The organism is Streptococcus sp. NCTC 11567, assembly GCF_902141215.1.
Lineage (GTDB): Bacteria > Bacillota > Bacilli > Lactobacillales > Streptococcaceae > Streptococcus > Streptococcus dysgalactiae.
Genome location: NZ_LR595857.1, coordinates 570,641 through 583,998 on the forward strand (window position 1 = coordinate 570,641; position 13,358 = coordinate 583,998).

Annotated in this window: 18 protein-coding genes and 1 pseudogene; 3 read left to right on the forward strand and 16 right to left on the reverse strand. The window is 35.9% G+C overall.

Features of this window, described 5'->3' with window-relative positions; all coding sequences use genetic code 11:
- Positions 1 to 5 precede the first annotated feature (5 nt).
- From FQT67_RS03055 to FQT67_RS03130, 16 genes and pseudogenes are all read right to left on the reverse strand, one after another.
- Entirely contained in the window at positions 6 to 347 is a 342-nt protein-coding gene (locus FQT67_RS03055) for a type II toxin-antitoxin system RelE/ParE family toxin (RefSeq protein WP_003058081.1), read from the reverse strand.
- Positions 337 to 624, reverse strand: a complete 288-nt coding sequence (locus FQT67_RS03060) for a type II toxin-antitoxin system RelB/DinJ family antitoxin (protein WP_003058067.1) — start codon at positions 622 to 624, stop codon at positions 337 to 339. The genes FQT67_RS03055 and FQT67_RS03060 overlap by 11 nt, the downstream gene beginning before the upstream one ends.
- Positions 625 to 694: 70 nt before the next feature.
- A complete protein-coding gene (locus FQT67_RS03065; protein WP_003058044.1) occupies positions 695 to 3,193 on the reverse strand; it encodes an ATP-binding protein in 2,499 nt (832 codons plus the stop codon).
- A complete protein-coding gene (locus tag FQT67_RS03070) occupies positions 3,177 to 3,593 on the reverse strand; it encodes a conjugal transfer protein (protein ID WP_003058056.1) in 417 nt (138 codons plus the stop codon). The genes FQT67_RS03065 and FQT67_RS03070 overlap by 17 nt, the downstream gene beginning before the upstream one ends.
- Positions 3,594 to 3,601: 8 nt before the next feature.
- Positions 3,602 to 3,820, reverse strand: coding sequence for a TcpD family membrane protein (locus tag FQT67_RS03075; RefSeq protein ID WP_003058071.1), 219 nt, complete (start codon positions 3,818 to 3,820; stop codon positions 3,602 to 3,604).
- Positions 3,817 to 4,758 (reverse strand): conjugal transfer protein, encoded by a 942-nt coding sequence (locus FQT67_RS03080; protein ID WP_003058075.1) that lies wholly within the window; start codon positions 4,756 to 4,758, stop codon positions 3,817 to 3,819. Before FQT67_RS03080 ends, FQT67_RS03075 begins: the two co-directional genes overlap by 4 nt.
- Before the next feature lie 12 nt (positions 4,759 to 4,770).
- A complete protein-coding gene (locus tag FQT67_RS03085) occupies positions 4,771 to 5,034 on the reverse strand; it encodes a hypothetical protein (RefSeq protein WP_003058063.1) in 264 nt (87 codons plus the stop codon).
- A gap of 9 nt (positions 5,035 to 5,043) precedes the next feature.
- The gene (locus FQT67_RS03090) at positions 5,044 to 5,316 is read right to left on the reverse strand and encodes a hypothetical protein (RefSeq protein WP_046177355.1); all 273 of its coding nucleotides are present in this window, start codon (positions 5,314 to 5,316) and stop codon (positions 5,044 to 5,046) included.
- Between the two features lie 12 nt (positions 5,317 to 5,328).
- Positions 5,329 to 5,808 (reverse strand): hypothetical protein, encoded by a 480-nt coding sequence (locus FQT67_RS03095; RefSeq protein ID WP_014612123.1) that lies wholly within the window; start codon positions 5,806 to 5,808, stop codon positions 5,329 to 5,331.
- Positions 5,805 to 6,041, reverse strand: coding sequence for a hypothetical protein (locus tag FQT67_RS03100; RefSeq protein ID WP_003058102.1), 237 nt, complete (start codon positions 6,039 to 6,041; stop codon positions 5,805 to 5,807). The genes FQT67_RS03095 and FQT67_RS03100 overlap by 4 nt, the downstream gene beginning before the upstream one ends.
- Positions 6,042 to 6,052: 11 nt before the next feature.
- Complete coding sequence (locus FQT67_RS03105; protein ID WP_046177354.1) at positions 6,053 to 6,532, reverse strand: antirestriction protein ArdA; 480 nt, start codon at positions 6,530 to 6,532, stop codon at positions 6,053 to 6,055.
- Positions 6,517 to 7,792, reverse strand: a pseudogene (locus tag FQT67_RS03110) (replication initiation factor domain-containing protein). The gene FQT67_RS03105 and the pseudogene FQT67_RS03110 overlap by 16 nt, the downstream one beginning before the upstream one ends.
- Before the next feature lie 239 nt (positions 7,793 to 8,031).
- A complete protein-coding gene (locus FQT67_RS03115) occupies positions 8,032 to 9,678 on the reverse strand; it encodes an FtsK/SpoIIIE domain-containing protein (protein ID WP_046177353.1) in 1,647 nt (548 codons plus the stop codon).
- Positions 9,678 to 10,124: a hypothetical protein gene (locus FQT67_RS03120; RefSeq protein ID WP_046177352.1), complete on the reverse strand. Its 447-nt coding sequence runs from the start codon at positions 10,122 to 10,124 to the stop codon at positions 9,678 to 9,680. Before FQT67_RS03120 ends, FQT67_RS03115 begins: the two co-directional genes overlap by 1 nt.
- Positions 10,106 to 10,447 carry a hypothetical protein gene (locus FQT67_RS03125; RefSeq protein ID WP_046177351.1) on the reverse strand — a complete coding sequence of 114 codons (342 nt, stop codon included), beginning with the start codon at positions 10,445 to 10,447 and terminating at the stop codon, positions 10,106 to 10,108. Before FQT67_RS03125 ends, FQT67_RS03120 begins: the two co-directional genes overlap by 19 nt.
- A gap of 27 nt (positions 10,448 to 10,474) precedes the next feature.
- A complete protein-coding gene (locus FQT67_RS03130; RefSeq protein WP_003058096.1) occupies positions 10,475 to 10,711 on the reverse strand; it encodes a hypothetical protein in 237 nt (78 codons plus the stop codon).
- Between the two features lie 616 nt (positions 10,712 to 11,327).
- Here FQT67_RS03130 and FQT67_RS03135 point away from each other — a divergent pair.
- The 3 genes from FQT67_RS03135 to FQT67_RS03145 all read left to right on the forward strand — a co-directional run bounded on the left by FQT67_RS03135 (position 11,328) and on the right by FQT67_RS03145 (position 13,280).
- Entirely contained in the window at positions 11,328 to 11,669 is a 342-nt protein-coding gene (locus FQT67_RS03135) for a helix-turn-helix transcriptional regulator (protein WP_014612128.1), read from the forward strand.
- A 175-nt stretch (positions 11,670 to 11,844) separates the two neighbouring features.
- Positions 11,845 to 12,426 (forward strand): hypothetical protein, encoded by a 582-nt coding sequence (locus FQT67_RS03140; protein WP_065355268.1) that lies wholly within the window; start codon positions 11,845 to 11,847, stop codon positions 12,424 to 12,426.
- A gap of 248 nt (positions 12,427 to 12,674) precedes the next feature.
- Positions 12,675 to 13,280: a hypothetical protein gene (locus FQT67_RS03145; protein WP_115256792.1), complete on the forward strand. Its 606-nt coding sequence runs from the start codon at positions 12,675 to 12,677 to the stop codon at positions 13,278 to 13,280.
- Positions 13,281 to 13,358 lie beyond the last annotated feature (78 nt).

Genomic DNA, 13,358 nt, shown 5'->3' on the forward strand with positions numbered 1-13,358 from the left:
TGAGATTAAAGGTTTAGATTTTTAAAGAGATTTTCTAAATTATTGAGATAATCTGTTCTAGAATGAATAATTCTTAAAACATCTACCCTTTCTTCACGGATAAGATAAAAAATAAGGTATTGCTTTGAAGGAATCATTCTTAGATTACCTTGTGGATAAATTTTTCGATTGATTTTAGAATCGAAGTCGGTGTAGCCAAGTGGTGAAACATAAAGAAAGCTGATAGCATCTTGAAGGCTTTTGATAACTTTCAAAGCACTTTGTTCAGAAAATTCATCTAGATAGAACTGATAGATACTGTCTAGATCTCTCTCGGCACTTTTGGTAATTTGTACATTATAGGCCATATTTTGCAAAAACCTCATTAGCTGGTTTTGTATTTCCTTTTAGAACATCTTGATAGCCTTCATCAAGTTCTGAAATTAATTCATTTAAGAAAGATTCAGCTTGAACTTGCTCAGGTGTTTTGATAGGGAGGTCTTTAGTGACAACCACTTGCTCTACAAATAAATTAAGAGCATCAGGTAGAGACATATGTTTTTCCTCCAAAATTTCCTTAGCCTGATTTAGCATATCCGCATTGACACGGAAATTATATTGGCGATCTCTTGCTAGTGTATTCATAGCGCTCTCCTTGTTACTCTTATGTATAACATAATCATAGCATATTGATAACATAGAATCAAGTGCCATTTTATACAGCCTTCAACTTTGTTTCGACAGTATCAAAGAGTTGGGTAATTTCAGGGAACATGCCATCAACCGTAATTCGTTCTTTTCGACCAAAGGTATCTAGATAAATACATTGAGCCATGGTCATATTGCCTAGCCATTCAGATGTTGTAGTGTTTTTCGGTATCTTTAGATACTCTAACACTGCATCAATTTCGGTATCTTCCAAGAAAGCAAAGACAGATCCAAAACCAGTGCCATCTTCTTCACTGGATAAGTCATGGACGGATTGAGTAATAAACACAAGGAAGTTGTTTTCAGATCGACCAACACGTTTCATGCGTTTTAGAATTTGTTTCCCAACTGTAGTCGAATTGAAAAACCAAGCTTCATCGAAAAACTCAATCGTTTCGACTGTTCGATCTTGCTTTCCAAATTTAGTGCAGTAATAGCCCAAGGCATACATAATTGTTAGGCTTTTCTTCTCATCAGGCGTTAGATCAATATTAGATTTGTCATTGGGTAGGTTAAGTCCATTGATTTCTAAGATTGTAATTTTTGAATCCACTGAAATAGCTTCATTTTGACCATCTGAAAATCCAAGTGCTAAAATAGATTGATTGACAGCTGTTAAGAGGAAATCCCCAGCCTCTTGGACAGATTTGTCATCATGTTTCATTAAGTCCTTAAAGACATGAATCATACCAACCTTTTCGCCACGTTCCCGTTTGGCAAGGTATTTATCCAAACTCTTTAAATAAGCGTTGCGAATCCGTAAGCTATTGTCTTTGCCTAGTAGGGTATCAATCATAGAGTCTGCTAGGTCACGGGCCTCTTGGCCTTTTAGAAAGACAATTGGATCCAAGACACCGTGGTTCTTTTCATAGCGAGCATCCAAAGTAATAAAGTTAATCGATTTGATGTAATTCTGAAGTTCTTCAAAATCGCCTGATTCCTCATGTTCTTTTAGAACTTTTTCATATTGTTTCCGCATTTCTGCTTTGGGATCAATGTAGAGGATTTTTGTTTTTAGAAATGAATGGTAAGTGAACAGTAACTTGGTTAAGAAGGACTTACCTGTACCTGTTTCACCGATAATGGCAACATGTGGATTGTTTGTAGACTTATCTTTGACTCCTAATTTATTGGCTTGAAGAAGGTTCGTAAAAACAGGTATTGAAGAGGCTTCAATAGCTTTCTTGTAATCTCCTTGCCAGGAATCGATTTGGTTGTCAATACGCCCAATAGAAAATCCAATATCTGTACCTACCTTCTTTGTCATAAAGAAAAGATTTTCGCAAAAAGCTTCCAAGGACATCGCCTGGAGGAAGTTTCTATCTTCACTGGATAAGGTTTCAGTCATCCGGTTCTTATAAAACAGATAGACTTGGTCTGCATTTGCACGAACAACTTCAACAGAAAGTTGGTTTAACGTCGCATAGAGAAGGTCGTATTTGGCTCTCAACTCATCTAAAGTAGAAGCCGTGATAGTTAGAGTATGGAGATAAGTTACTAATGGTTCGTTTTTATCGAATTTTCCTTGTAGGTCTTCTAAGAGGAATTTACTCTTAATGACAGATCCTTTTTGAACGTCCTCAACTTCCTCTGCTTCTGAGATAGTGTTTTTTAGTCGTTGTCTTGCTCGTTTTGCCTTTCCTAACAATGAGAAGACACCTTTGGGTAAAGAGAATTGGATTTTAAAATCCGACTCAACAGGAAAGCGGAGTGCTTGTAATTCTTCTTGAAGGTGCAAGTAGGACATGTTCTCAGGTAGACTATTGATTGGTAAGAAAGCAACATAAGAACTGTCTCCTAAGTTGTTTAACTTGAGGATGTTGATGTGTTCAAACTCAATATTGGTCTCATCAAGATTTTCCATAGAGTTAGTAACACGCATTATTTCAGTATCTTTCTGATAAAGCTGACCTCTTAAATATTGGTGACGTTGGATGAAGATGTTTTCGTTAGTGGAGAGTGGGCGAGCATTTAGAAGGGATAGATTGTTCTCAAGGATTTCTTTTTGACCTTGATAAGATTCTTTCCAATTACTTGGTATGGTCTCGCCAATGCCGAGAGTATTTAGTACTAGGTTTCTGGAAGAACGATAACCTTCGTAAACCACTGATTTGAGATCCATTGAAACAGTCAAAGATTTTAAAGGCACCAAAAGAAAATATTGATATTCATAAAGTTGGCCAATATCTGTTTCCAGATGGTCAATCGTTTTGTTTAAGACATAATCGGCTAAATCTCCAACTTGTGATTCCCAATCAATATCAAGTGCTAGTTTTTGATAACGACTGTAAAGGTCTAAATCCATTGGAATCATCCGAATCTCAAAATCATGATAACTTCTTAAATGGCTAAGGGCTGTGTAGATTAAATCTTTATGTTTTTCTTTGGTTTTACCATCTACAGAATTAATCACTTTAGAAGGTATCTGATAAATAGCAAATACAGAACCATCCTTTCGAAGAATGAGATTGTCTTTAATATCCCAGATATTATTTTGATAATTCATTGGTCTCCTTTCGTTTTGTTATATTTTGGGGACGCTTATAAAGCAATCCTTTATTGAGGTAGACAGTATCGTATCTCATGCCATACTGGAAGTAGTATTTCAAATAGTCCCAAAGATAAACGATAAAGGTTTTTCCATCAATAATAAGATTAGCTAGTGTCTCAGATAATCCCCAGGCAATGAGAGCTGATACTGTTAGTCTCAGTCCCATCGGAAGAAAGGGTAGTACCTTTTCTGATGGGAAAAATAGGAGACTAAAAATAGTTACAGTATAGACAATGCGAGAAAATTTTATTGGTGATTGCAGTGAGAAATCATCGTTTATTTTTTGAATCCAGTAGGGTTGACTGAGAGCTTGTTTATAGGAATAGAGCTGTTTATCCTTTAATTGGTCACTCATATTACCTCCTATCCAAAGATCTGAGCCATGATGTCTGAAACGCTATTAAGGACGGTTGTTGGGTTATTGAGAAAGTATACAGTAGCTCCTCCAATACCAATTGCCATGATGGCCCGTCCAATACGTTGATCACGAACAGCCTCGATAAATTTCCAACCTGCGAAACCTGCAACAATCCAGATTCCGATGTTAGTTACGAACCATTGAAAAAGATTTTGTAATGTCATTTAGTATCTCCTTTAGTAGTGTTGATTTTTGTATAGTTTTTAGGAATAGTGTGTTTTAAAGATTGAACAAAGTAGGAATCATCTTTTGGCTGAAGCGATAAAGTGAAGTTTTCACTGTGGGTGTTCCCAGCAATTTCAAAAGTGACTTGTGCAAAGGCCATTACTTTTTTGCCATCGCTTTTGTAGTAGGAATAGTCTAGACTTTTGTACGTTGTGTTTTCTAGTGCTGAGATGTCTTTAGCTAACAAGTCTAGATTTTCTTGATTAGTTGTATAGTTAGTGAAGAAGAGGTTTAGAAAGCTATCTAAATCCTCTTTTTTCTCACTATCTGTTTCTGTATCATCAATTAATTTCAATTTTTCTTGAGTAGCAAAACCTGTGGCTTGTTGTTCGGTGAGAGGGATAAACCAGGGCAAGCCAGAAATATAGTATTGATTTTCTTTGACCCCAAAAGGAATCGCAAAACCAGTTGTAATTTTTTTAGCATCATCTCCCGTTCCTACAGAGTATGTTACTTGATAGGTAGCGGTATTATCTTTAATACTTAATAGACGAGCACTGACAAGGGATGAAGGTGATTTGGTATGTCCTTGGTTTCTTGTTTCAGGAATACTATCATAGAAGCTATTGAGCTTTTCAATTTCATCTAGCTGAGTTGCATTGTCCTCAGACACATTGAAGTACGTTTTAACATAATCGTTAAGGTAGTATTGAAGGTGGTAGTCAGTTGTTGTCGTATCTTTTGAAACTTCCTGAATGATTGTTCGGGGCTTGTTAGAGCGAGTTAGGCTTACAATAATAGAAAGTGTTGCAAGCAGTATAATGGCCATTAAGCCTCCTAGAAATAATCGATTCATCCATTTTTGATCAACCTGTTTCATTTCAATTTTTTGTTTTGGTTTTCGTCGTTTTAGGAAAGTTGGATTTATGTTTTTCATTGAACTCCTTTCTTAAATTAATATCTTAGCTGTCATTGCACCATTAACAATGACTTCTAGAGTTGATTTCTTAATCAAACCACCTTTTCGGAAGATAAAGGTCATATCATAGTATTGAGCTTCCTGTTCAATGGTGATTTCCTTTCTTTTTTGGAAGACTTCACCTTTGACCATTTTGTCTATTTGGGTGGCATTTTCTGTTAAGAACTCTTTGACAAAATAAGACAGGCGAGCTCTAAACTCACCTGTATCTTGTCTCAGCATTTCTATTTCCATTAGACCTCCTTACTGTTTAGAAAGTTCTAAGAGTTTATGTCCCTTAGCAACCAAACCTTTATGTAAGCTATTAATCTCATTATTTGTGGCATAATAACCTTTTAGTTCGGTTCGGATACTATCCAGTTGATCTGCTGGGAGTTGGATAACTTCTTCAGACTTCAATAGACCGTTAAGCCGTCCAGCAACAGTCCAAGCTTCATCAAATTTATAACTGGTTAGTAGTGTTGAAAATTCAGCTATCGCTGATAAAATATCTTTTTCTAGTTTTCCTTGTGTCATCATGACCTCCTGTTAGTTTGGTAAGATTCGCTTGTAGAACCCTTTGGGTGTATTGAGCAATTCACCAGAAGAGAGATACTTCTGTATATAATTGACCCAATTGTTGTTTTGATAGAAGAGGTGAATAACCTCGTTATTGTCATAGTCTTTTAAGAGTTCGCACAGGGCTTCTACCTCATTTTGACTTGCAAAGCGGTAATAAACCGTCACGATGTCTTTCACTTTCCAGTGACGCTTTAAGAGGTAAACAATGATGTATTCGTCATTATCGTATAACCCTTCGAGACAGAGCTTTAGTAATTCAATTTCCTGAAAAGTTAAAGTTGTAGTTACTCCCCAATCAACAATTTCAGTGATAACTAATTGACTATCATAAGAATAGCCTTTTTCTACCAAGCGTTGTCTGATAGCCTCCTCATTAAAGCGAATAAGATCTACCTGAGCTAGCTCTTTAGACTGTCCGTTTTGTAGGATTCGAATGGTTCCAATCATCCATACATCAGTCCTTCCACAAACTCGTCATAAGCGAGCCAATCATTTGAGAGATCAAAGGCTTGTTCTTTTGTGAGAATTCCTTCGTCCACAAATTTGTCTAGTTCTCGTCGTATTAGTCTAAAAACTTCGCTGAGTTGGAGATCCGTATGAATTTCTTCTTCATCGTTACGGTACCAAACCCAGGTAACGCCTTCTTGACGATAGCGAGAACGAGCAGTATATATTTCCATAAGTTTCCTTTCTATTGCCAAGCATAGTATTGATCTGAGATGACACAGTTTAGTTCAAGGCGTGCATCACGACCATAAACTTCATAATCAAAATACGGTTGGATATTATCAGGGATTTTAATGGCGCTCAATTCTTCAATAAGATAGGCTCCAAAATCTTCATCCCTACTAACTTCAGCAACCGTCCAATTATTGATATCAAACTCTTCAATAAAGTTATCGATAGAATTATAGTGAATAACCCAATCATTTATCAGAGAGCTGTAATTATCAGGGATTTCTTGTAATTTCTCAGAAAAACGATTAAGAGACCGAATAGAGGTATATTCGTTGATGATGCTGTTGAAATCATCCCAATCCACGATCAGGTACTCATCGTGATCTGATATACCTAAACTTTTCCGAATGGTTTGTTCTGATTCTGGGAATTCAAACCATTTATATAGATTAGTTTGTATATTTTGAATACAGATTTTTAAGTTACTTGCCACTCTTTACCTCCTTTCACAAATTCATCATGATTAGGAACATAACTTTCTTTTAAATACTTTAGTTCGGTCTCCATCCGATCTGTTAGTTTTCCGGTATTTTGAATCATTTCTAGGTATTGGGTGTTCATGATTTTATCTGCCTCTTCCACAAAAGATAGCGAATTTGAAACTTGGTAGAGCAACCAGCGAACCGTTCGATCAATCGAATAAGGTTCTGGTTGGACAGATAATTTTAGTGGATCAGCAGAGCCAAACATATCTTGCCATTTAGGATCAGGGACGTAGGCACCGTATTTCCCAACACCTTCAAATACCTCCATTTCTTGATTAATCAATCCACGGGCTAAGTTTCCTAAATCTTGACCTAGCACGTAGTGCTCAACTAACTTTTGAGCTTTTGCTTGGGACAGACGAATTTCATATCGATTCCAGACGCCAAATATTTCTAGAGCCTCTTCAACACTTATTCCTTCCTTTTGAGCGAATTCATATCGTTTCTCATAAAAGTTAAAAAACATATTGGATTTACGTGATCCAAAGTAAAGCGATATTCCTTGTCTATCCTCATTCTCAGAATAACTGTTTAGATTTCCACCACCGATATGACTCCAAGTTCTAAGGCGGTCAAATGTAACAAGGTGTTGGTAAACTTTGTTAATCATATCCGAGAGATGAAAGTGTGTTTCTTCTTGATCATAGCCACGGTAGAGTTCATCTAAAGCTAAGTCTATCCGAGTAACTTTCATGTCAGAACGTTCATAAAGCATTTTTTCCAAGAAATCCCTCCAAGAGATCCCTCCAAGAGATCCCTTCTCTTTCAAGAATCAGTTCCATCTGCCTGCACCCTTGACCTGAGAGTTGTAATGTGATTTGGTAATTGCTCCGTTCTTCTTTATCAAAATAGTCAAATATCCAAATATCGCCACGCTTGTAGAGGTGGTTGTATGTCATCATCGTTGTTTCTTGTGATGTAAATTCATTAAAACTTACATAAAGATAGGATTCAACAAATTCTTTTAGTTGGCGAACATTTTTAAAAGTGATTCGCAGATAGTCAATCATAAGACGCAGAGGATGAGGGCTGTCTGAGAAGGAGTATCCCATATTTGTCTTGATTTCCTTGAATTTTTCGAGAGTAAATTCTCGTCTTCCTGTTTCATAGGACTTTAGACTTGATAAGCTTAGTCCAGCAACTTCCGCAAATTCCTTTTGTTTTAGTCCAAGACTAGCTCTAAATTTTCTTAGTTGTTTGCCATCAATAATAGTCACTCCTTTCTATTTTTGAGAGTAGGTGTACAGTTTTTGGCAAAAAAGTGTACAGTTGTTTAATTATCTAATCCCTTGACCCACAAGGCTTATGGAGGTTTCACTACGTGATTTTTTCAAATCTCTACCCCCATATTATAATCTGGGGGTTGTGAACACGATTGAAGTGAGTTCTCGCCTTACCCACCCTGCTCTGTTCGCTTCGCCTTCGGCTCGCTCACAGGGGTGGGGCGTTAACTCACCTCAACCGTTGTTTCTTTTTGAGACTGATAATAGGCCTCAACTGCCTCTTTGTAGGTCATGCTGGTGTCATCAATAGAATTAAAAATAACCCCTAGTGTATAGAGGTCATCTTTATCAAATAGCATTTTTCCATCTTCTTTAGTGAAAGTAGAATAGCCTCCTTTCTCTATGAGATTAACCAGTTTTTTCACCTGATCGTAGGTTTTATCGAGTTTAGTTTTCATTTCAGAAATAGTGAACTGTTCAGGTTCAAAATCTACAAATGATTCTACGGTTTCGTTATCTGTAGAGATAATCACGGAATCTTGGTGAGATGTCAACTTGAGAAATGCATCCTTGAAAGAGAATCCTTTGTCAAAAGGGACATTGGGAGAAAAAAACTCACGGGCAATCTCACCAGCATTGGCAATATACCCCCGTCCGACAACTTTTTTTCCATCAATTTCATCAATGTATTTGAACTCTTTGTTTCTATTTGCATCTCCGTACATCATGGTATAGCCAGTATCTTCTAAGTGTCCTACTGAGAGGCGCTTCATAAACTGATCTCGCAGACTTGTTTTGATATATTCTCCATCAGGCCGTTGCATGGCCATAATGACAAAGATACCAGCTTGTCTAGCCTCTAGAATCAATTGCGTGAGGTATTGATTAACCTGTTGTTGGAGTTGGTAATTGCCATCAAGTTTTGCCATGAGAGCAGCCCACTCATCAAAGAAGACGAATTTAGGCCGTAGTCCAAACTTTGAGAAGTTCATACCTGCTACAAAATCAGGATGGCTTTTCATGATGCGGTAGCGTTCTTCCATTTCTTCTACGTTGTCTTTTAGGCAATTGACAATCTCCTCTTTCGTGATAAAGACGTGTCCTTGAAAAATCGGGACTTCAGCAAACGAGGAAAGATCGGACTGCTTAGGATCACAGATATCAATATCAGAAATAGGTGCTAGACCATAAAGTAAAATCATGAGAAGAACAGTTTTTCCACCACCAGTACCACCCCCAATAAGTAAGTGAGGCTGTTTCACAAAGTCCCAGTAAACGTCTTTCATCAATCGTAGGCCTTGTTTTGTAACTGTAACCTCTTCTAGATTTAATCGTCCTGCAAACTGATCTATGGCGATTTCATAAGTAACAAAACCTTTGGTGAATTTCTTACCAGTAAAGTCTCCATCGTGTTGGATTTCAAGTGTATTTCCGAGATTAAGAAAACGATCTTGAAATTTATTTCCTTGAAGAATGAATGAGACTTTCAGTCCGTACTTACTTTGCTTGAGGTAAACTTTAGGGAGAATGATTTTCTCTTTGACCTGTTTATCTCGTTTGATTTTCTTTGTAGTATAATAGCCGTTTTCTAAGAGAAAGTTTGCCATGATTCTCAGATTATTCCATTTTGAGAATACCAACAGATTTCGATAGCCTAGTTGATTCAGGATAAAGACCAGCCCTAAGCCGATGACTAAAACAGTTCCTGTTGTCACACTGTAATATACAGGCTCTAGGAGCAAATTATCTTTTTCCATCCAAAGAAAAAAGCCACTTCCAAGGAGAAATGGCATGTAAAGTATTAGCAAGGTAATCCCTTTAATGTGTTTATGGTATTTTCGAACTCTTCGGCCACGCTTTTTCCAAAGCATTAGTCTTTAGCCTTTGCTTGTTCAGGTTTTGGAGCAGGAGTTCCTTTCTTTGAAATGGTTTGGGCAAAGAGCTTGTAAACACCACCAGATATACTTGAGTAGGTTACGATAATACCAGAAAGTTCCACTTCATCACCAAATTTAAGACCAAGGCTTTCTACCTCACTTGGTAGCATGCCAATAATTGAGAACTCTTCTGTACCATGTTGGTTAGCTGATTTAATAGCCACCTTAGTAGCAAGAATTTCACCTGTTGGGATTTGAGGATAAGAACCGTCCATGTTTCGTGGTTGAGTGGTATCATCTTCATATTTTTGTTCCACTTCATTAATTCCTCGCCAAGTCAATTTACCAAAGACTTCTGGAATGTTAAGAGCTGATGTGATATCCAAATAACGCTTATCTGTAATTTCTACTTTATCAAATTTTAATCCAACTTTTGCCATAATATATTTTCCTCTTTTCTTTCTGTTCTTATTTTTTTTACAATGAGTTTGTCAGCATAGACGTTTAGAGCAGGTGCCATATCCCGACCATTAATGGCATCTGGATAGAAAATTGGGTTAACCAATTCCACCTCGGCATCCTCTTCAAAAACTTCAGCAGTAGCGGGAGTAATCACATAAAACTGAAGATGCTTTTCATTGACTACTTCATGACGTTGAAATTGTCCTTGTTTCCCAAAGACCGTACGGGGAGCTGTTCCTAGTTTTTCATAGATAGCTGTTCCAATAAAGTTAGGGTTCATTTTAAGTGTTTCTTTAATCATAATAGTTCCTTTCAGGGTATAAAAAAATCAAGCCATAGCTTGAGAGTAGTAATATCTTGTAATAAGGCGACGGTAATGGGTTCCGTATAGAATAATCTCGCCATAGGGATAGTTTGCTTCACGTAACTTTTGAAGCTTTTCAGCTAATAATGTCATTGTTTGTTTATAGAGTAAATCCAGTAAGTTTTGATCATAACGATAGACACCCACTGAAAACATAAAGTTTTGATAGATTTGATTTAAGATTTGTTCACAATGAGTCATAGTTTTCTTTCTAATAAAATAAAAGCTACCGATTTAAGAGGGAAAACCAGTAGCTTTTGTGCTAAGAGATGAGACTTGCTAGAAGATTTCCAGTCTTGTCCTGGCAGGTCTTCATCAATGGTTATTTGGTTGAGAACAGATACTCTCCATTCTCGCGGTGGCAACGTTTAGCAAGGTGCATTGCATCAATTACCATCGCTCTCCCGGCCAATCTTTCAGGTAGTCATTATCATACCTGTTAGATTCTCTTACGCCTTTTGGCGAAGCCAGTTCACTTTACTATTCGGAAAAGTGCGAAAGTCCGATATGCGTGTAATAGACTTTACTGGGGAAAGGGTTAAAGCCTATAAACTCCAACCATCGACGGACTTGACTTATATGACAAATATGATACAATAAAAGTGCTAAGAATATTGTGTGTTTGTCGGTCAGTCCTCTGGTTGTCAGACGCACATTTTTATTAAGTTATCAATGAGCTATATTAGACCTTAAAAATAAGGCTATTATTTTTAAAAACCATAACAACTATTAGTTGTTGACTATATTATACAACCGTAGGTTGTAAATGTCAACTGTTTTTTAAAAATAATTTAAAAAAACTTTTGAAGGACAAAAAATGAAATTTACAGAACGTCTAAAATTATTAAGAACTCAGGCAAAATTAACTCAGAGTCAAATTGCAAAAAAACTAGGTGTCTCTCAGCAAGCGTATGGTGATTGGGAGAGAGGCGTCAAAAAACCTACTCAAGACAATCTTGTAAAACTATCAAATATCTTCAATGTTTCAGTGGATAGTTTGTTAGTGGGCGAAGAAAATGATGTTGATTTATCTGAAGTCGAGATTTTGTTTAGAAATACATCTAAAGGGATGACTAAAGAAGAAAAGTTAATATTTAAAAACGAATTAATGGAATTCATGAAAGAACGGAAAAAAATTTTAAAAAGTGATTGTGATTGAGGGTTTTGTATGGAATTAATTTATTTTAGAATTGAAAAAAGTAGGATCGGAATTAATAAACAAGAAATAAACTTTTCTTCAAAATTCCAAGTATATATGCTTATCATATAGTAAAAAGATAAAAAGAACAAATAGAACACTAATTTACTATGTGTTCATTATACAAGGAGAAAAAATGTTTATATTAGAATTATGCCAAGATGGAATGAGCACAGAGCTAGGACTATTTGACACCATAGAAGAAGGAAGAAAATTTGTATCTCAACTTAAAGGATACAAATTTGAAGAGATAGACGGATTTGAATACGAAACTATAAAGCTAGATTCCATCTCAGAATACATGGAACTAGAAATAAACGGCAACATAGTACCACTAACTAAGTTTATGTTTACAGAAGATGGCGATGTAGAAGTATATTGGAAAGAAATTCCAAACTTATCTAAAAAAGGAACAGGAATCGTAGAAGGTGCAACTAGAGTGGATGCCTACACAGTAGCGAATTCAGATTTAAGAGAACATATCGAAGCGAGAGAAAATAATTATTTAGAAGTAAAGAAAAATCTAGAAAAGGAAGGCTACCAAGTAGAAAGAGCCTACTTCGGATCAGAAGACGGAGAAGCAATCCTATTTAGAAAAAAAGATTCAGAAGATTGGCACTTCTTAACCCATATGGATCCAGAATTCACAGAAGAATTTGATTTAGATGAATGTTTAGAAATGGTAGAAGAAGATATTTCTTTTATCAGCTATAGCTGATAAATAGTTTTGAGAAATATCATTGAAGTCCATCTGCTTAGGAAGTTCGTGTCGTCTTAATAAGCCGTTAGAATACTTAATGAAAGGGTGATAATCACTGATCTAATTAGTGAATAAGAATTTTGCGTATTCAGTTTGTTTCATTAATGAATTGTTGATTCCCATCTAATATTAGAACTGAATTAGCAGAATGCATAAATTTAATTACTTGTCCATATTGCAATGCTAATCCTTTAGATCTATTGAAAATGGATTTGGGTACAAATGAGAAACAGTTAACCGCAAGGTGTGAACTAGATCATGTAAATTCTCAAGCTCAATATCCATTGTATCAATCTTCTATATGGAATTTAGTACCAGTTTGTCATGATTGTAATCGTTCAAAGCTTGATCAGGTGATAAGTTTTAATAGTTGGACAATCGACATTAAAAATGAACCTTTTCAAATAGAATTATCATTTACTCCTGAAATGGAAGTAGGTACCTATTTGAAAATTCCAAAATATAAAAACATATCGGAATTAAAAATAAACATTTCATCTCAAGATGATTTAGGTAACAGTGATTTAGTTACACTAAGGCTTAATGAACTTTACAAGAGCCGATTAGAGTGTAAATTATTAGATTTCATACTAGGACATATATTTGATGGCATTAGATCTTCTACTAAATTTAAACTTGAAGAACTTAAGAAAAATACATCACGTGATACGGGAAAAGAAGTTTTCAGTTATTATTTCGCAATATCAATAGATATCTTTGAATCAAAACATTATTCTAAAATGTTATACAGTAAACTGATTTCAGAATTTATTCGACAATATATCTCGGTTGACTATTTTCTTGACAAATAAAAGTGGACAATCGTCCACTTTTTTTATATAATTTAGTCAACTATTCAGTTGACTTTTGTGTAAGTTAAGGAGGTGACT